Annotated in this window: 12 protein-coding genes; 7 read left to right on the top strand and 5 right to left on the bottom strand. The window is 66.8% G+C overall.

Features of this window, described 5'->3' with window-relative positions; all coding sequences use genetic code 11:
* Positions 1-104: 104 nt before the first annotated feature.
* Complete coding sequence (locus tag ACTIMF_RS05970) at positions 105-1,535, bottom strand: NAD(P)/FAD-dependent oxidoreductase (RefSeq protein WP_442349363.1); 1,431 nt, start codon at positions 1,533-1,535, stop codon at positions 105-107.
* Between the two features lie 87 nt (positions 1,536-1,622).
* Positions 1,623-2,240 (bottom strand): GNAT family N-acetyltransferase, encoded by a 618-nt coding sequence (locus ACTIMF_RS05965; RefSeq protein ID WP_442349362.1) that lies wholly within the window; start codon positions 2,238-2,240, stop codon positions 1,623-1,625.
* A 60-nt stretch (positions 2,241-2,300) separates the two neighbouring features.
* On the opposite strand from ACTIMF_RS05965, the gene ACTIMF_RS05960 reads away from it, so the two are divergent.
* The 4 genes from ACTIMF_RS05960 to recD are packed head-to-tail and all read left to right on the top strand — an operon-like array spanning position 2,301 to position 11,424.
* Complete coding sequence (locus ACTIMF_RS05960; protein ID WP_442349361.1) at positions 2,301-2,786, top strand: acyl-CoA thioesterase; 486 nt, start codon at positions 2,301-2,303, stop codon at positions 2,784-2,786.
* Positions 2,787-2,840: 54 nt separating this feature from the next.
* A complete protein-coding gene (gene recC / locus ACTIMF_RS05955) occupies positions 2,841-6,209 on the top strand; it encodes an exodeoxyribonuclease V subunit gamma (RefSeq protein ID WP_442349360.1) in 3,369 nt (1,122 codons plus the stop codon).
* Positions 6,206-9,562 carry a UvrD-helicase domain-containing protein gene (locus ACTIMF_RS05950; RefSeq protein ID WP_442349359.1) on the top strand — a complete coding sequence of 1,119 codons (3,357 nt, stop codon included), beginning with the start codon at positions 6,206-6,208 and terminating at the stop codon, positions 9,560-9,562. Before recC ends, ACTIMF_RS05950 begins: the two co-directional genes overlap by 4 nt.
* Positions 9,559-11,424, top strand: coding sequence for an exodeoxyribonuclease V subunit alpha (recD, locus tag ACTIMF_RS05945; RefSeq protein ID WP_442349358.1), 1,866 nt, complete (start codon positions 9,559-9,561; stop codon positions 11,422-11,424). Before ACTIMF_RS05950 ends, recD begins: the two co-directional genes overlap by 4 nt.
* Positions 11,425-11,441: 17 nt before the next feature.
* On the opposite strand, the gene ACTIMF_RS05940 is transcribed toward recD, so the two are convergent.
* Positions 11,442-12,218, bottom strand: coding sequence for a PIG-L family deacetylase (locus ACTIMF_RS05940; protein ID WP_442349357.1), 777 nt, complete (start codon positions 12,216-12,218; stop codon positions 11,442-11,444).
* A 136-nt stretch (positions 12,219-12,354) separates the two neighbouring features.
* Here ACTIMF_RS05940 and htpG point away from each other — a divergent pair, with 136 nt between their 5' ends.
* Positions 12,355-14,253: a molecular chaperone HtpG gene (htpG, locus tag ACTIMF_RS05935; RefSeq protein ID WP_442349435.1), complete on the top strand. Its 1,899-nt coding sequence runs from the start codon at positions 12,355-12,357 to the stop codon at positions 14,251-14,253.
* Positions 14,254-14,256: 3 nt separating this feature from the next.
* Positions 14,257-14,715: a nitroreductase family deazaflavin-dependent oxidoreductase gene (locus ACTIMF_RS05930; RefSeq protein WP_442349356.1), complete on the top strand. Its 459-nt coding sequence runs from the start codon at positions 14,257-14,259 to the stop codon at positions 14,713-14,715.
* 56 nt (positions 14,716-14,771) lie between these two features.
* Here ACTIMF_RS05930 and ACTIMF_RS05925 read toward each other — a convergent pair whose 3' ends face one another.
* Entirely contained in the window at positions 14,772-15,629 is an 858-nt protein-coding gene (locus tag ACTIMF_RS05925; protein WP_442349355.1) for a crotonase/enoyl-CoA hydratase family protein, read from the bottom strand.
* Positions 15,630-15,691: 62 nt separating this feature from the next.
* Positions 15,692-17,410, bottom strand: a complete 1,719-nt coding sequence (locus ACTIMF_RS05920) for an alpha/beta hydrolase (RefSeq protein ID WP_442349354.1) — start codon at positions 17,408-17,410, stop codon at positions 15,692-15,694.
* A gap of 101 nt (positions 17,411-17,511) precedes the next feature.
* Between ACTIMF_RS05920 and ACTIMF_RS05915 the strand changes: the two genes are divergently transcribed.
* Positions 17,512-18,189 (top strand): VOC family protein, encoded by a 678-nt coding sequence (locus ACTIMF_RS05915; RefSeq protein ID WP_442349353.1) that lies wholly within the window; start codon positions 17,512-17,514, stop codon positions 18,187-18,189.
* Positions 18,190-18,191: the final 2 nt, after the last annotated feature.

Below are 18,191 nucleotides of genomic sequence, written 5' to 3'. Positions count from 1 at the left end.
ACTCGGCGACGTCGTCGTCGGACAGCCCGCTGTGGTTGTGACGTGTGGGCATCCGGCGGTTATCCACAGGGTCGTACCACGCCCTGTGCGTGCGCCCGCTCGGGTCAAGCGGTGCCGTTGCGCTCCTCGAGGGCCTTCTTGGCCTTGGCTCGCTCGTCGTCGGCCAGTCGTAGACGTTCGAGATACGAGAGTTCGGTGAGCGCGTGACGGGCGTACACCTGCTGCTCGGTCACCGCGAGCTGCGTACGGCCACGGGTGCTGAACGCGAAGAACCAGTTGACGAACGTGTTCAAGCGGTTGCGGAAGCCGACCATGTACACCAGGTGCAGGGCCAGCCAGCCGAGCCACGCAAAATAGCCCTCGGTCTCGAACTTGCGCTTGGTTCCGGGAATCGGCACCTGCATGACGGCGCTGAACCGAGAGATCGTCGCCATCGAGCCCTTGTCGAAGTAGCTGAACGGCTTGCGCTGGTCGGGGGTGTGCCCCTTGAGTGCCGCGCGGATCGCGTCGGCGGCATAGCGTCCGCCCTGAATTGCTCCCTGTGCGACGCCCGGGACGCCGTCGACGGCCATCATGTCGCCGACGACGAAGACGTTGTCGTGACCGGGAATCGTCAGATCCGGTCTGACCTTCACACGGCCGGCCCGGTCGAGTTCGGTTTCGGATTGCTCGGCCAGGATCTTGCCGAGCGAGGACGCCTGGACGCCGGCCGACCACACCTTGCACTGGCTCTCGATGCGGGCGATCTCGCCGTCCGGGTATTTGACGGTGAGGCTGTCGTCGTCGATATCGGTGACCATCGCCCCGAGACGAACGTCCACGCCCAGCTTCTCCAGTCGAGCCTTCGCTTTATTGCCGAGCTTCTCGCCGAACGGCGGGAGGACGGCGGGCGCGGCGTCGAGCAGGATCACTCGTGCCTTCGTCGGATCGATTCTGCGGAACGCGCCCTTGAGTGTCTTGTCACTCATCTCGGCGATCTGCCCGGCCATCTCGACGCCGGTCGGGCCGGCGCCGACGACGACGAACGTCAGCAGCATCTCCTGCTCGGCGGGATCATCGGACAGTTCGGCCTGCTCGAACGCGCCAAGGATGCGGCCACGCAGTTCGAGCGCATTGTCGATCGTCTTCATTCCCGGTGCGTACTCGGCGAAGCCGTCGTTGCCGAAGTACGACTGGTCGGCGCCCGCCGCGATGATCAGATCGTCGTACGGGGTCTCGGTCGTACGCTCGAGAAGCTGCGATTTGACGGTCTGCGACTGCAAGTCGATGTCGAAGACTTCGCCGAGCACGACGGTCGCGTTGCGCTGCTTCCGCAAGATGACGCGCGTAGCCGGGGCGATCTCGCCCTCGGCGATGATTCCGGTCGCCACCTGGTAGAGCATCGGCTGGAACAGGTGGTGGGTGGTCTTGGCGATCAGGGTGACGTCGACGTCGGCCTTCTTGAGGCGTTGCGCCGCAAACAGCCCGCCGAAACCCGAACCGATGATGACGACTCGTCGGCGCCGCATCGGATCGGTGGCGATGGTGTTGCTCATCGGTTGTCTCCAGAGTTGTCGAGAGTCATTCAGGGTTGTCGAGCGTCACTGCGTCGAGTGCTGCATTACAAAGGTAGTACCTGACGGTCAAGCGGTCATCTCGGTGGTGCCGATTGTGCGACGGTGTCTGCCCGAGGCGCTCACCGAATGATGTCTGCCGCGGCTCGCGATCCACTGGTCGCGGAGCAATTCGTACTCGACGTCGCCGTCGACCCCATTGCCGGACAGGTGATCTGCAGACAGCGACATCGGGGAGAGTCGCATCCCGAGTTTGCGCATCACTCGGTGCGACGCAGCGTGCTGGGCGTGCGCGCTGGCGAACACCCGGCGCGTGTCAGTGGACAGGAAGGTGACCGCGATCAACGCCGACGCGGCTTCGGTCGCCAGTCCCGAGCCCCAATGCCTGCGGGCGATGCGATAGCTGAGTTCGAGTTCCTGTTCGGCACTGTGCCGCGGCAATCGCAGCTGAACCCAGCCGACGAACTCGTCGCCGCGCCGCAACGACGCCGTCCACATCCCGGTGCCGTGTGTGGCGAACTGTGCCTGCGAGCGGGGCACGATCCAGTCGGACACGGTGCTGCGGCGAGTGGGGTCGCCGCCGCTCACAAACTTCATCACCTCGGGGTCGGAGTCGAGCGCGTGCAGTCGATCCACGTCGTCGGGCGACACTGGACGTAGTCGCAGACGTTCGGAGTCGATGGCCACGCCCGGCAGTCTAACCACGCGTGTGGAGATCGTGTCGGACGGCGGGGATATGGTCGACCCGTGTCGGATGAAGAGAACATGACGGTGTCGAGCAAGCCAGACGTGCCGGAACCAGGCTCGACGGACGCGCTGGTCGTCGAGGTCGAGTTGCGGTGGGGCGACCAGGATTCGCTCGGCCATATCAACAACGTGCAGATCGCCCGCGTCGTGGAGGAAGCACGCATCCGGGCGATGTCGACGTGGTTCGGCGAAGCACGTCGCGGATTCTGGGTTGTTCTCGCCCGCCAGGAGATCGAATTCGCGAGCGTCCTGCACTACGACGAGAAGCCGGTTCAAGTGCAGGTGTGGATCACGCGTATCGGAAACTCCTCGGTCGACTTCGGCTGCCGTCTGATCGCACCGACCGGACAGGTTGCCGCGCTGGCGGAGACGACTCTCACCGCCGTCGACCCGCAGACTTCCCGCCCGATGCCATGGCCTGAGTCTGCCGTGCGCGGGTTCCATGAGCACCTCGGCGAACCGGTGCCGCTGCGTCGCCGTCGCTGACGCCCGGGCATAGGCCAGACGAAGGGGAGTGGACGAGATGCTGAGAAGACCGAGATGCTGAGAGTGCATCGGGCCGAACAGGCCGACACCCTGGTCGCGGTCTTGGCGGACGCACTCGCGATCCCGCTGGCCGATCCGATGGCGACAGAGATCGTCGCCGTGCCCGAACGGGGTGTGGAGCGATGGCTCGGCCAGCAACTCTCACTGCGGCTGGGGATCGCCGCCAACATCGCCTTCGACTCGCCTGCGTCGCTGCTGCGCCAAGTGAGCGCAGTCGCGGCCGATGACGCCGACGCCGCACAGGCCTGGCACGCCGAACGGCTTCGGTGGCCGGTTCTGCGAGTCCTCGACGAGCACATCGGCGACGATCGGCTCGCGGTCCTCGCCGCCCACCTCGGAATGACGGGCGGCACCGAGCGCGCCGACTTACGCCGCGGCCGACGGTTCTCGACCGCGGCGACGATCGCCCGACTGTTCGGCACGTACGGCTGGCAGCGCCCCGCGATGATCGCCGAGTGGGCGCTTGGCCGCGACACCGATGGCGCAGGCGAGGTGCTCGCGCCACACCTGCAGTGGCAACCGTGGTTCTGGCGCCTTGTCCGCGAACACGTGGCGATTCCGCACCCCGCGGAGGACCTTCACGGACTGACCGCTCGGTTGCGCGCCAATCCGGAACTCGTCGACCTGCCCGAGCGGATCTCGCTGTTCGGTCCGACGCGGATCCCACAGACGTTGAAGTCGGTGCTCGCCGCCCTCGCCGTCCACCGCGAGGTCGGCCTCTACCTCCCACACCCGTCCGACGCGTTGTGGCGCTCGATCGTCCAAGGCCCGGCAGAGGGGAAGCCGGTCGGCCGCGCGTCCCGCGCAGCCGTCGCCGTGCAGCATCCGCTGCTCGCGGCGCTCTCGCGAGACGTTCAAGAGATGCAGGAGACGCTCCGATCGTCGATCGACGAGGACGTGCATCATGGTCGGACACGGCCGCCCGCGGCGACGGTGCTCCGGGCGTTGCAGGACGGGCTCGGGAACGACCGACTCGAGCAAAGTCGTTCTGCCGCAGACGAATCGGTAGAAGTGCACGCCTGCCACGGTCCGGAACGGCAGGTGGAGGTACTGCGAGATCGGCTGCTGCACCTGTTCGCAGACGATCCGACACTCGAGCCGCGCGACGTCCTCGTCATGTGTCCCGACGTCGAGGCCTACGCGCCGCTGATTCGCGGATCGTTCGGGCAAACGGGTATGCATCACCCCGCGTATCGGCTGCGCGTACGCCTTGCCGACCGGGGTCTGCGCGAATCCAATGCGGTCCTCGACGTCCTGGCACGGGTGCTCGATCTTGCCGCAGGACGTATCCGCGCAGGCGAACTCATCGATCTCGCGTCCGCACCGCCAGTGCGGGCACGCTTCGGATTCACCGACGACGACGTCGACGCCCTCGCCGCCTGGATCCAGCGATCCGGGGTTCGGTGGGGGCTCGATTCCACCCAACGTGACCGCTTCGGTCTCGGCGGCTTCCCCCAGGGCACGGTCACGACCGGCCTCGACCGGATGTTGCTGGGCGTCGTCGCCGAAGAAGCCGAGAACGAGTGGTTGGCCACCGCCCTGCCTTTGTCGGGTATCGACTCGACCGACACCGACCTCGTGGGACGGTTCGCCGAGCTGTGTGACCGACTGTCGACGATCGTCACCGACGTCGTACGTCCGCACACGGTGACCGAGTGGGCGGAGTTGCTGATCGATGCCGTGGACTCGCTGACCGATGTCGCCGACGACGACGAATGGCAGCGGGCGCAGGCAGTCGGTCTCATCGGGGGTGCACTCGTCGTCGACGCCGATCGGCCCGAGGCCACGACCGAGCTCGAACTCGGTGACGTGCGCGATCTCGTGACCGGGTTGGTCGCCGCACGACCGTCGCGATCGAACTTCTGCACCGGCGAACTCACGGTGTGCTCCATGGTCCCGATGCGGTCGGTTCCGCACCGGGTGATCGTCCTGCTCGGTATGGACAGCGCCGCCTATCCTCGTCCGACCTCGCTCGACGGCGACGACGCGCTCGCGGTGAAGCCTCTCGTCGGCGAACGTGATCGGCGGGACGAAGACCGCCAGATCTTCTTGGACGCGGTATGTGCCGCGCAGGACCATCTGCTGATCTTCTATACGGGAGCGGACCCGCTGACCGGTGTGCGGCTGCCGCCGGCGGTGGTCGTCAGCGAGCTCCTCGACGCGGTCGACGGCGTCCTCGGTGCGCATGCGTCCGCAGAGACGGCTCACGGCGAGTCGCCGGTGGTGCACCGGCACACGTTGCACGCGTTCGATGAACGAAACTTCGCGGACGCAGACGGGCGAGGTCCGTTCAGCTATGACGCAGCACTCGTGTCCGGAGCGAGGGCTTTGCGCGACCAGGCACGCTCCGACCTGCCTGCTCAGGCGCTGCCGCGGATCTCCGACGCCCGACTTTCGGCACCCGACACCGCTGACGTCGACCTCGACGAGCTGATCAAGTTCTTGACGGCTCCGGTGGAGGGGTTCGCCCGTCAACGGCTCGGGATCGGCATCCCCGACGAGGTCGAAGAGTATCCAGACCAGCTCGCAGTATCGCTCGACGGCCTTGAGAAATGGGGAGTCGGCGACCGTTACCTGCGGGCGCTGCTCGACGGACGAGATCCGATTGCAGCGCAGGGCGCCGAATTGCGGCGTGGAAGCCTGCCGCCTTTCGCCTTCGGTGCTGCGACGTTCGGTCCCATCCGCGATAGGGCACAGGCGGTGGCGACCGCCGCCGACGGCTACCGCTCCGATTCCGCGGACGCTATCGACGTCCGCGTAGACCTTCCTGCGGGGAGGCGTCTGTATGGAACGGTCGGCGACGTGTTCGGCGGCCGCCTCGTCCCCGTCGGCTATTCGCGTCTCGGGCCCAAGCACCGGCTCGCAGCATGGATTCGGCTATTGGCGATGGCCGCGTCGGGCGCTGTCACCGATCCTGAGGCCGTGGTCGTCGGGAGCGCAGGCGGGCACAGCCCGGCAGCCAAGATGAGTCGGTTGAGTGCGCCGAACGAGGCCGCACAGATCCTCGCGGTCCTCGTCGCGATCCGCGACGCGGGGCTGACCGCACCGATCGGACTGACCTTGGACGCCGCCGAGGCCGCGGCGTCCGAGTTCGACAGGACAGGCAACGCGCGCCGGGCGATGCAGCGCGCGGCGTGGGCGTACAGGTCCTCGTACAACGACTCCAACAGGTACGCGAGTCTGGTGTTCCACGGTGACCCCGGTGCGAAGGTGTCCTTCGATGAGCTGTGCGTCTCGGTCCCCGAGCCGACGGTGCTGGCAGGTGCGGAGCAGTGGCTTCCCGGGACGGGGTCGACCGCGATGTACGTACGACTGGCGACCGCACTATTCGGTCCACTGCGCGCTAACGAGGAGGACCGATGACCGCGGCGGCTTTCGACCTGCGTGCGCCCCTCCCGAACGGAACAACCGTCCTGGAGGCGAGCGCAGGCACCGGCAAGACGTACGCCATCGTCTCGGTCGCGGTGCGGCACGTCGCTGAGGGCGTACCGGTGTCGAAACTGCTCATGGCGACATTCTCGAACGCAGCGTCGGCCGAACTGCGAGATCGAACGCGCTCTCGGCTCGTCGAATGCCTCGCCGGATTCGACGAGGGCGGTGTCCCCGATGACGATCTGGTCGCGTGGATGCTCGACGCTCCCGCTGCCGAGGTCGCGATTCGTCGCGGGCGCCTGGTGGCCGCGCTGTCGGACTTCGACGCCGCCACTGTCGCGACGACGCACACTTTCTGCAACAGGATGCTGGCGGCACTCGGTTTCCTCGGCGGCCGCGAACAGCAGTACCCGATCGTCGAGGACGTCGAAGACATCGTCGCCGACGTCGCGCGCGACGCCTATCTGGCGCGATTCGCCGGAGACCCGGACTCCGCGCCGGGCTTCGACGAATCGGTCGAGATCGCGCAGGCCGCGGTGCGGAACATGAACGCCATCCTCGCTCCGACGCGCGAAGACGAGCGCACCGACGAATCCGACCTCCGCGTCCGGATGGCCGAACACGTACGGCGACAGACTCAGCGACGTAAGCGGCTCGCCCGACTCCGCACGTACGACGACCTGCAGAACACGTTGTACGGGATCGTCACGGACCCCGACATCGGTGAGCTCGCATGCGCGCGGATCCGCGACCAGTTCGATGTCGTGCTCATCGACGAGTTCCAGGACACCGATCCGCAGCAGTGGGAGATCGTCCGGCGCTGCTTTCACGGGCATGTTCGGTTGGTCCTGGTCGGCGACCCCAAACAGTCCATCTACGCGTTCCGCGGCGCGGAGGTCCTCAGCTACCTGAACGCGGTCGAGACAGCGGAGCACAGGCGCCTGCTGACAGTGAACCGCAGGTCGGACGAGTCCTTCGTCAACGGTCTCGGAGCGTTGTTCGGCGGTGCGACGTTCGGACACCGCGACATCGCCTACCACCAGGTGCAGGCGCACTACCCGGGCAGCCGAATCCACGGTTCGCCTGCCGTGCGCATACGCGGATTCACGAGGAACCAGTTCACCCAGACGACGAAGGACGGCACGACCCCGCTCGTCGCGCAGGTCCGCGACGCGGTGATCGAGGACGTCGCGGCCGACGTCGCGGCGTTGCTCGCGTCCGACACGACGATCGACGTCGACGGGCACACGCGGCGGGTGGCGCCCGGCGACATCGCAGTTCTGTTGCGAACCAACCGGACCATCGAACCGTTGCAGTGCGAGTTCGCCGATCGTGGCGTCGCATCGGTGGTCACGTCCGGCACGTCGGTGTTCGCGACGGACGCCGCCCGCCACTGGTGGCATGTCCTGACCGCGATCGACCATCCGTCACGGCAGCCCCGAGTACGACTCGCCGCGTTGACTCCGCTCGTCGGCCACACCGCTGAGAGCCTGGAGGTGCAGGGCGACACCGGGATCGGGACGCTGGCCGGTAAGTTCGCCGAGCTCGGACGAGTGTTCGTCGACGCCGGATTCGCGGCCATGGCGGCTCGGCTGTTCGACGAATTCGACACGGCGGAGCGCGTCCTCGGATCTGCTGGAGGCGAGCGACTCCTCACCGACGTCCGACAGGTGGCCGACGTGTGTAATCGGCGCGTCGCCGATTCCGGCGGAGGACTGTCGGCGATCGTCGACTGGCTCGGTGAACAGATAGCCGGACTGTCGAGGTGGTTCGGGCGCGGCGACGCCACCCGACGCCTGGACCGGGACACCGCGGCGGTGCAGATCATGACCGTGCACGCGAGCAAGGGTCTCGAGTTCCCGATCGTCTACGTGCCGTTCGGGTGGGACGGCGCGTCGCGCGTCAATCCGGCGACGTTCGTCTACCACGAGGACGACGACGAACGCTATCTCGACGTCGCGGGCAAGCAGGCCCGTGGGTACGCGCGCCGCGACGGCCGGGCACGTTCGGAGAGCGCGGGCGAGGACCTGCGCCTGCTGTATGTCGCGGCGACCCGGGCCCGTTCACAGGTGGTGCTGTGGTGGGCGCCCAGCACGACGACGGCGCGCGGCGCACTGCACCGCCTCCTGTTCACGGTCGGCGATCGTCAGGTGGCCGTGCGCGACGCCACGACGGTTCCGATTCCCGACACCGTGCCGATTCCCGCGGAGGACATCGACTGCGTCGCAGTTCTCCGGCAGGTGTCCGCAGTGCAGTCGTCGATCGTCGTCGAGCCCGCAGGCCGCCACGAGGGCGTTCGCGCGCCTCGGCCGATCGTCGACGGAGCAGGCGAGCAAATGTCGGTTGCGCGGTTCACCCGGCGGATCGACGACGGGTGGCGGCGCACCTCGTACTCGGCGATCGTCGCAGCGGCGCACGCCGCAGCACATCCGGAGACGGGACCGACAGCACACGGCTCGGCAGCCATCGGGACCGGAAGCGAGCCCGACGACAGCCGGGTCGCCGACGAGCCGTCGGACGGCCCGGATCCGACGATCGGAGAGTCCGCCGTCGCCGACGGCACTGGCTCCCCGATGAACGGACTCCCATTCGGCGCGGGCTTCGGCACGCTCGTGCACGAGGTTCTCGAGCACGTCGACACCTCCGCACCCGACATCGACGAGCACGTCCGCACCCAGGTCGTCGAGGGGGCGGCCCGCCGCGGCGTAGACATCGACGTCGACGTGCTGACGGCGGCCCTCGTCGGGGTACTGACCACACCACTCGGATTCGGTGACCTCTGGAGCATCGGCCCGCGCGACCGTCTCGCCGAGATGGATTTCGAAATGCCGCTCTCGTCGGTGGACGGCGGATTCGGTCTCGAGACGGTCGGCGGGCTCCTCGCCGAGTATCTGCCTGCCGACGACGTTCTGGCCCCGTACGCCGACCTTGTCCGCACGGTATCCGACGACCGCTTCCGCGGATTCCTGACCGGCAGCATCGACTCGGTGCTGCGGACGCCTGACGGTCGATTCGTGGTCGTCGACTACAAGACGAACCGTCTCCGTCCGGGGGAGCTCGCCGTCGAGGACTTCGACCGGGAGGCGATGGCCGCGGAGATGATGAGCGCGCACTACCCGCTCCAGGCGCTCCTGTATTCCGTTGCGTTGCATCGGTATCTCACGATCAGGCTTCCGGGCTATCGGCCGCGGGAGCATCTCGGCGCGGTGCAGTACCACTTCGTGCGAGGCATGGCGGGGCCGCAGACGCCGCCCGACTGCGGAGTCTTCGAGTGGGCGATGCCGCCGGATCTCGTCGTCGCCATGAGCAGCCTCTTGGCCGGAGACAGCGGGGAACAGTCATGATCGTCGCTTCCGAGGACGGTGTCCTCGCGCCGTTCAACGCCGCGGGCGTGCTGACGGCGTCGGACGTACACGTGGCACGCCGTGTCGCGAGGCTGTCCGGAGCCACCGTCGACGACGACGTCCTGGTCGCCACCGCATTGGCCGTCCGGGCAGTCCGGACCGGCTCGACGTGCGTGCAGCTGAACCGCATCGGCGAGACGGTCGTGGACCGGAGTGACAGCGAGGACGGCACGCTCCCGTGGCCGCCCGTCGACCGGATGGTTCGCGCGCTCGCGGCCTCCGAGTTGGTGACCGGGAGCTCGTCTGGGCCGCTGCGACCACTTGCCCTCGCCGAGTCGGCGGACGGCCCGCTCCTATACTTGCGCAAGTACTTTCGGCAGGAGCAGAGCGTTCGGCAGATCTTGGGCGCGCGTGCAGCGGGTCGGCCGGAGGTCGACGCCGATGACGTGAGCTCGTCGATCGAAGCGTCGTTCGGCGCAGCGGACGACGTCGGCTACGACCGTCAGCGCGCGGCCGCCGCATTGGCCGCGACCAGTTGGACGACCGTCCTTGCCGGCGGTCCGGGCACCGGTAAGACGTACACGGTGGCGCGGATCCTGGCGATGATGGAAGAACTCCTCGGCACAGACGTGCGTATCGGACTGTGCGCCCCGACGGGGCGGGCAGCAGCTCAACTGCAGACGGTGATCGGCGAGTACAGCCGCACTCACCACCGACTGCACAGCGATCCGAAGGCAGTCACCGTCCACCGCCTCCTCGGCTCCCGGCCCGACGGCACGTTTGTGCGGGGTACCGGGAACCGACTTCCGTTCGACGTCGTCGTCGTCGACGAGACATCAATGCTGCCGGTGACCATGATGTGTCGCCTGCTCGAGTCGTTGCGCACAGACACCCGACTGATCCTCGTCGGTGACCCCCACCAACTCGTGTCGGTCGAAGCAGGCGCGGTGCTCGCCGACCTCGTCGACAGGGGAATGGACTCGGCCGCCGCAGCGGGCCTGCCGACTGCGTTCGAGACAGCTGCATCGATCGACGACAGCGACTTCACCGACGACGAGCGTGCGGCGTTGGCACACGGAGTGATTACGCTGCGGCGCGGACACCGATTCGGAAACCGGATCGGCGACGTCGCCGAAGCGGTCAACGCGGGTGACGCCGAACGAGTCCTGGAGCTGGTGGCCGACGACTCGGCGGCAGGCGAGCACACCGTGACTCTTGTGGACCCGGGCGAGCTCGATGCGGTGCGGGAGAGTGTCGTCGGCTGGGCCGGTGACCTGGCCGAGGCCGCGCGCTCGGGGGATGCGGGTGCAGCGGTGGCAGCACTGCGGGCGCATCGAGTGCTTTGCGCGCACCGAATCGGACGGTTCGGGGTCGCCGGATGGTCGCGTCGCATCGTGGGCTGGATCGGCGACGATCTCGGCGCCCGACCGTCAGACGGCTCCTGGTACCCCGGCGAACCATTGCTGGTGACGGCGAACGACCGTGCCCAGGAGGTGTACAACGGAGACTCGGGTGTGGTGATCGCCGCCGGGGAGTCGCTCGTCGCAGTGTTCGAGCGGGGCGATCAGGTGAAGCGGCTCCACCCGAGTCAGTTGGGCGACGTCGTTCCCGTATACGCCATGACGATCCACCGTAGCCAGGGCAGCCAGTTCTCGGAGGTCACCGTCATCCTGCCGCCGGCAGACGCCGAACTGTTGACTCGCGAACTGCTCTACACCGCGATCACCCGTGCCCGCGACCGAGTGCGAATCGTCGGAACACCCGACGCACTGCGCGCCGCAGTCGGACGCCGCGTCGCCCGAGCGAGCGGGCTTCGTACGCAACTGCGCGAAGTGAGCGCAGTAGGCGAAGTTGGCGGGTAGCCGACCGGTCCGCGCGTTCAACGAGGGGGCGGCGCCAACTCTGCGCCGCCCTTGACGAGATCGCGCCGCAGATACGATTCCGAGCCGAGGAACCGTCTCTGCGGTTCGGCCGGCAGCGAGGAGAAGCTACGCATCGACGCACTCCGCTTCATCTCGGTCTGGTGGCAGACGATCGCGCGGATCTTCGCGCCGACCTGATCCTGCAGCTCGATTCTCACGTCGACGTCGTCGTCGGGCGTACCGATGACGGGCAGGTGGCGTTCGTCCGGGAGATAGGGACGCAGCAGGTTGACGACACTTACCGGAATGGTCGCGAAGTAGAGCGACTTCACCTGCCACGGGTAGCCGGTGTCCGGACGGTAGTGGACCAGCGGTGCGGCGTCGGCGGCCGCACACACGAGGCGGTTGACGTGGATGTGGTCGGGATGGCCGTACATACCGAAGGCGTCGTACGTGACGACGACATCGGGGCGGAGCCGCCGGAGGTGCTCGACGAGGACGCCGACCTGTTCGTCGAACGGGACGTCCAGGATCGATGGTGCTTCAGGGGCTGATTCCGGGACCATGCTGTCGGCGTATCCGAGAGCGATCGGCGCTCGTGGGAGGCCGAGTTCGCGGGCGGCGTCGAGCAGTTCCCGGTGGCGGCTCGTCCCGGGAGCCCATGTCGCGGTGATCAAGTCGGCGTCGCCGCCCCGCATGAGATGTGCAGCGATCAAACCGCCTGTCCACAGCGACTCGTCGTCTGGGTGGGCGTGGACGAACACTGCACGCGCTATGTCGGACACGGCGTCCATGCTACGCGCAGGGCATAGGTAAACTCGTCTGAGCCGATCGGCGTCACTGGTCCCCGATCAGGGGTGAGAGAGGAGAACTGCGTTGTCGTCACAGGTACACGAGTTTCAGGCGGAGGCACGCCAACTGCTCGACCTGATGGTCCACTCGATCTATTCGAACAAGGACAGCTTCCTTCGGGAATTGATATCGAACGCCTCGGATGCACTCGACAAGGTGCGCATCGAGGGGCTGACGGATAAGGATCTCGACGCTGACATCTCTGACCTGCACATCAGGTTAGCGCCGGACGCCGCGGCTCGCACGCTGACGATCATCGACAACGGTATCGGGATGTCTCGCGACGAGGTGATCGATCTGATCGGCACCGTCGCCAAGTCGGGCACCGCAGAGCTGCGTAGCAAGCTCGCCGAAGCCGACAAGGCGGCGTCCGAGGAACTCATCGGGCAGTTCGGTGTGGGTTTCTACTCGACATTCATGGTGGCCGACGAGGTCACGCTCGTCACCCGCAAGGCGGGGGAGAGCGTTGGCACTCGATGGTCGTCGACCGGCGACGGCACGTACACGATCGACGATGTCGAGGACGCGCCGCAGGGCACGACGATCACGCTCGCGTTGACCCCGGTCGACGAGGAGAACGCGGTCAACGACTACACCGATCGCGCAGTACTGCGCCGCCTGGTGAAGAAGTACTCCGACTTCATCGCATGGCCGATCCGGATGCAGGGCGAGGCTCCCGAACCCGCCGAAGCCGAGTCCGATGACACTGATTCTGACAACACTGATTCTGACAACACTTGGCCCGACAACACTGAGCCCGTCGACGAGACGTTGAACTCGCAGAAGGCGCTGTGGTCCAAGAATAAGAACGAGGTGTCCGCCGAGGAGTACGCCGACTTCTACCGCCACGTCTCGCACGCGTGGGACGAACCGCTCGAGACGATCTCGCTGCACGCCGAGGGGTCGTTCGAGTATCAGGCACTGCTGTTCATTCCGACGCAGGCGCCGTTCGACCTGTTCATGCGCGAGCGGTCCAGCGGCATCCACCTGTACGTCAAGCGCGTATTCATCATGGACGACGCCGATGAACTCATGCCCGAATACCTGCGTTGGGTGCAGGGTGTGGTCGATGCTGCCGACCTGTCGTTGAACGTCTCGCGGGAGATTCTGCAGCAGGACCGGCAGATCCGGGCGATCCGTCGACGCCTGGTGAAGAAGGTCATCTCCACGATTCAGGAGATCGCCGACACTCGCCCCGAGGACTACAAGACGTTCTGGGAGAACTTCGGCCGCGTCTTCAAGGAAGGTCTGGTCAACGACACCGACAACGCGCAGGCGATCCTTAAGGCGTCGGTGTTCGCTTCGACGCAGTCCGAGACCGAGCCGACCCGGCTCGCCGACTACGTGACGCGGATGGCCGACGGACAGGACGTCATCTACTACATGACGGGCGAGTCGCGAACCCAGATCGAGTCGAGCCCGCACCTGGAGGCGTTCCGCGCCAAGGGAATCGAGGTCCTGCTGCTGTCCGACCCGGTCGATGAGGTCTGGGTCGGAACCGTCGGTGAGTTCGACGGCAAGAAGCTCGTGTCGGTTGCCAAGGGCGTCGTCGACCTGGACGGCGAGGACGTCGAAAAGGTCGACGAGGCGCAGAACGAAGAGTTCGCACCCCTTCTCACCTGGTTGGGCGAGACCCTGACCGAGGATGTCTCGTCGGTCCGCCTGACCTCGCGTCTGACCGATTCGGCAGCATGCCTGGTCGGTGACGAGTTCTCGATGACGCCGCAACTGGAGAAGCTGTACCGAGCGTCCGGACAGCCGGTGCCGCACAGTAAGCGGATCCTGGAGCTCAACCCGGACCACGAACTCGTCACGCGTCTGCGTGAGAAGTTCGCATCGTCGGAAGAGCACACCGGCCTCGAGTCGGCGGCGTCACTCGTCTATGCGGCAGCGGTGTTGGCTGAGGGCGGGGAACTGCAGGATCCGGCTTCGGTCGCCCGCCTGATCGCCGCGCAACTCACAGAATCCTTGGGCTGACGCGTGGGACTGCTGACACCGCTCGCCGTCAAGATCGGATCGTTGCCGCGGATGCCGAAGTATCTGCCGACCATTGTCAAGGTCGACGATCTGATCCAGAGGGTGAGCGGTGACAGCGTCTGCCTTCTGCGGCTCGCCGGTCTGCCGAGCGTGACGATGACCGTCGTCGGACGTAAGAGCGGCCAGCCGCGCACCACCACGCTGCTCGCGGCTCCGAACCGTGACGGATGGCTGATCGCAGGCTCGTACTTTGGCGGGCCTAAGGCTCCAGCCTGGGTGTACAACGTGCGTGCCGCGGGATCGGTGACGATCGGCGACGCCGAGTTCACGGCTGTCGAACTGTCCGGTGACGCACGAGATGACGCATGGCAGAGACTTCGATCGGTGTGGCCGAACTTCGACCTCTACGAGCAGCGCACTGACCGGGTGATCCCGATCTTCGCGCTCACGCGCGTGCCCTGACTAGATGGTCTGCCGGTTCCCGAAGTCGTACCACGACTGCGGGAACCGGCGGGGCGCTATTCTCCGGTGAACTGCGGATACCGCTTCTCGAACACGGCGGCGATCGCCTCAGAGATGTCGCTGCTGGGTAAGAACGCGGCGTTCCACGCGGCGACGTAGCGGAGGCTGTCGTCCACGGTGGCGCTGCGTGAGTGGTCCAGCACGTCCTTGACCCCCTGCACGACCAGCGGGGGGTTGGCGGCGATCTCGGATGCCGTACGGCGAGCTGCGGCCAGGGCGGCGTCCTGGTCGTCGTATACGTCGCTGATCAGACCGATCTTCTCGGCACGGGCGGCATCGATGTCTTTACCGGTCAGCGCGAGTTCGCGGGTGTGGCCGTCGCCGATGATCAACGGAAGCCGCGCGAGCGATCCCATATCCGCGACCATGCCGACCTTGACTTCGCGCACGCTGAACTTGGCGTCGGTGCTGGCGACTCGAATGTCGGCGGCCGTGATGAGGTCGACGCCGCCGCCGATGCACCAACCGGACACCGCGGCGACGATCGGCTTACGGCAGTCTGCGAGGGTGTTGACCCCCTTCTGCATCCGCTTGACCATGTCGTGGAAATCGGTGCGCGGGCGAGCCTGCGCACCCGGGGTGAGGACGGCGCCGAGGTCGCCTGCCATCGCAGGCAGGTCGAGTCCGAACGAGAAGTGTTTGCCCGATCCGGTCAGCACGACCGCGCGAACGTCGTTGTCGGCGTCGATGCCCTCGAACAGAGGGACGAGTTCGGCCCAGAAGTCCGGGCCCATCGCATTGCCCTTGCCCGGACCGATCAGGGTCACCTCGGCGACCTGGTCGGCGACGTGTACGTCGAAGGCTTTGTACTGGGTGCTGTCACTGTAGGCGGGAGTGGTCACGTCGTTGCTCATCTCTCGTATGTTACTCATTGGTAGTAGCTGGTGCCGTCTGCATCCTGACCGATCGCCACAGGTCAGTCGCGGGTCAGATGGGGCAGTAGTCGCTCGGTGTCGGCGTCCGTCCACCCCGCAGGCTCCAGGATCCTCGCCCACGCCTTCGGGATCGCGGCGAGGTAGTGGTGTCCGTGGCCGTCGGGTACATCGACGGACACCGCCATATCGGCGGAGACCTGCAAGAACGTGACGAACGGGATCCACCGAGTTGCGCCGAGGACGTCTGGGCCGCGCCGTTCGTCGAGCCAGTCGGGTTCGGACAGGATCAGGTCCGGCGACCACCAGGCGATCGGATCGGATGCGTGTTGGAGGTAGACGATGCGCGGGGTCGACCACGGCTCGTCGGTCGGACGGTCCAAGTCGGTCGCGTCGCTGATGAAGCGGACCTGTTCGCCGTCGGCCACCACGGGGAGGTACTCGGGTGAGCCGGGGTCGCGGTCGTCGGTCGTGTCTCGCCACAACGTGTTGCTGAACGTCGGCCCGGTCAGCAGGACCCCGTCGGTGCGTGCAGCCATCGTCGGGATGGAGCCGAACGGCGACTCGCCCGCGAACGAGCCGAGGCTCTCACCGAACACGACGACCTTCGGGCGCTGTGCTTCGGGTACCTCGCGGACCACCTTGTCGACGGCCTCGAACAACGCACGGCCGGCCTGCCGGGCGCGTTCCTGGTCGACTAGGAACGACAGCCAGCTCGGCAACGTCGAGTACTGCATCGACACCATGGCGGTGTCGCCGTTGAACATGTACTCGAGTGAGTCCGGGTTGGCTCGGTTGATCCAGCCGGTGCCCGTCGTGGACGCTATGCCGATGACCGCTCGGTCGAGTCCGCCCGCGCGAACGAGTTCGCGGGCGGCGAGGTCGGCGGCGGCGTCGATGTCGGGCGCCGAATCGATGCCTGCGTAGACACGGATCGGCTCCTCGGACGGCTCGCCGTTGAACTCAGCGATCTCGGCGGCGCTCGGCCCCGTTGAGACGAACGCACGACCCATTCGGCCAAGACTCTCCCAACTCGCCAGCGAGCCCGGTCCACCCGACCGCAACGGGGACGCAGGTGGCGCAGAGTCGGGGGTTGACTCGTCGTTGACAGCCGCAAACGTCGAATTGAGCGCCTGCATCGTGTTCTTCGCGACGACATCGTTCACGAAGACCAAACTGACCACGACGACGATGACGACTGCGACGGCGGACGAGATCCGCGGCGGGACATGCCTGCTCAATCGGCGCGTCAGCACGCGCACCAGTGCACCCCACGCCTGGCCGAGTAGCAGGAGGGCGGCGAACACCACCACCGCGATCACCAAGATCTGTGGGTACGCGACCCAGGAGAGGCGCCCGACGCCCATCAGATCGCGAAGTTGGTCCTGCCACCGAGCGAACCAGTAGAGCATCACCGCGGTGCCGGCCGCCGCGACCACGCCGAGGACGATCCACGCAGTACGAGGGGGGCGCGGCCACGGCTCGGCACGCGAGACGAGATACCGTGCGAGCCACGCGAGAAGGGCTCCGAGCAGATAGCCGAGGGCAGCGGCCCCCGCGCTCACTACTCCCTGGAACAGTGGGCCACGCGGGAGGAGCGACGGAGTCGTTGAGAACCAGAGGAACGCAGTGGCGACGATCGCGCCGGTGAACGAGAGACGTCCGCAGTAGATCGTCGCCCACCGGCGGGTCCGGGAATGCTCGGGCGGACCCTCGTCGCCGGAATCGGCGCCATCCGTCACAGCTTCAGTGTCAACGGACATGTCGCCTCCTTCTCCTCGCGCGTTGAGGTCAATTCATACGCTATGGCGTGATCGGCCGGAACGATCCCGTTCCGGCCGAAGTGGTGTGGGACTATGAGGCCGTGAGGAATTCGAACGATCCGATCGCTGTGTCCGACGTCCGCATCGGTATCCCCGTCGTCGACGTCGAGGCCGCGACGCGTGCTTATCGGATCCTGCTCGGCGCACCGGCGGCCGATCGCCTGTGGGCGGCGGCCAACGGGTCGGTCGTACTGCTTCCGGCGGACGCAGATCCATCGGTCGACTTCGTGGTGCCGGATGAGACCCGCGCGCGTGTCCAGCTCGAACGACGCGGTCTGTCGGCCACCGATCACGCGCCGCTCGGTGTCACCGAGAAGATCCAGCGGGACGGCGACTCCCCGGTCCTGGACCACATCGTCCTCACACACGCAGACTCCGATGCGGCGATCGCGCTGTACGCGGGCCGTTTCGGGCTGGATCTGCGCCGGGTCCGGCCGCTCGGGGACGGACTGGCACAGCTGTTCTTCCGGACGTCGACAGTGGTCGTCGAAGTGGTTGCCGGTCCGGCGATGGCCGATCGCGACCGGTTCGGTGGGCTCGCCTGGCTGACCGAGGACATCGACGCCGACCAGGAACGCATCGTCGAAGCCGGTCTGGACACCAGCGAAGTCCGTGAAGGCCGCAAGCCCGGGACCCGTGTCTGCACCATCCGAGAACGCGCCTTGGGGACCCCGACTCTATTGATCGAGCAGTCACCGTGCGAGAACGATCCGTCGTGACT

The sequence above is a fragment of the Gordonia sp. (in: high G+C Gram-positive bacteria) genome, from assembly GCF_052106715.1.
Taxonomy (GTDB): Bacteria; Actinomycetota; Actinomycetes; order Mycobacteriales; family Mycobacteriaceae; genus Gordonia.
Note: the sequence above shows the minus strand (reverse complement) of the source record. Positions and strands in the feature narration are given on the sequence as shown.

What these genes read in the sequence shown, in the direction of transcription:
- ACTIMF_RS05925 (WP_442349355.1), bottom strand. Translation starts at nt 15,629, where the DNA reads ATGAGCAACGACGTGACCACTCCCGCCTACAGTGACAGCACCCAGTAC.
- ACTIMF_RS05940 (WP_442349357.1), bottom strand. Translation starts at nt 12,218, where the DNA reads ATGGACGCCGTGTCCGACATAGCGCGTGCAGTGTTCGTCCACGCCCAC.
- recC (WP_442349360.1), top strand. Translation starts at nt 2,841, where the DNA reads ATGCTGAGAGTGCATCGGGCCGAACAGGCCGACACCCTGGTCGCGGTC.
- ACTIMF_RS05920 (WP_442349354.1), bottom strand. Translation starts at nt 17,410, where the DNA reads ATGTCCGTTGACACTGAAGCTGTGACGGATGGCGCCGATTCCGGCGAC.
- ACTIMF_RS05970 (WP_442349363.1), bottom strand. Translation starts at nt 1,535, where the DNA reads ATGAGCAACACCATCGCCACCGATCCGATGCGGCGCCGACGAGTCGTC.
- recD (WP_442349358.1), top strand. Translation starts at nt 9,559, where the DNA reads ATGATCGTCGCTTCCGAGGACGGTGTCCTCGCGCCGTTCAACGCCGCG.
- ACTIMF_RS05950 (WP_442349359.1), top strand. Translation starts at nt 6,206, where the DNA reads ATGACCGCGGCGGCTTTCGACCTGCGTGCGCCCCTCCCGAACGGAACA.
- htpG (WP_442349435.1), top strand. Translation starts at nt 12,355, where the DNA reads ATGGTCCACTCGATCTATTCGAACAAGGACAGCTTCCTTCGGGAATTG.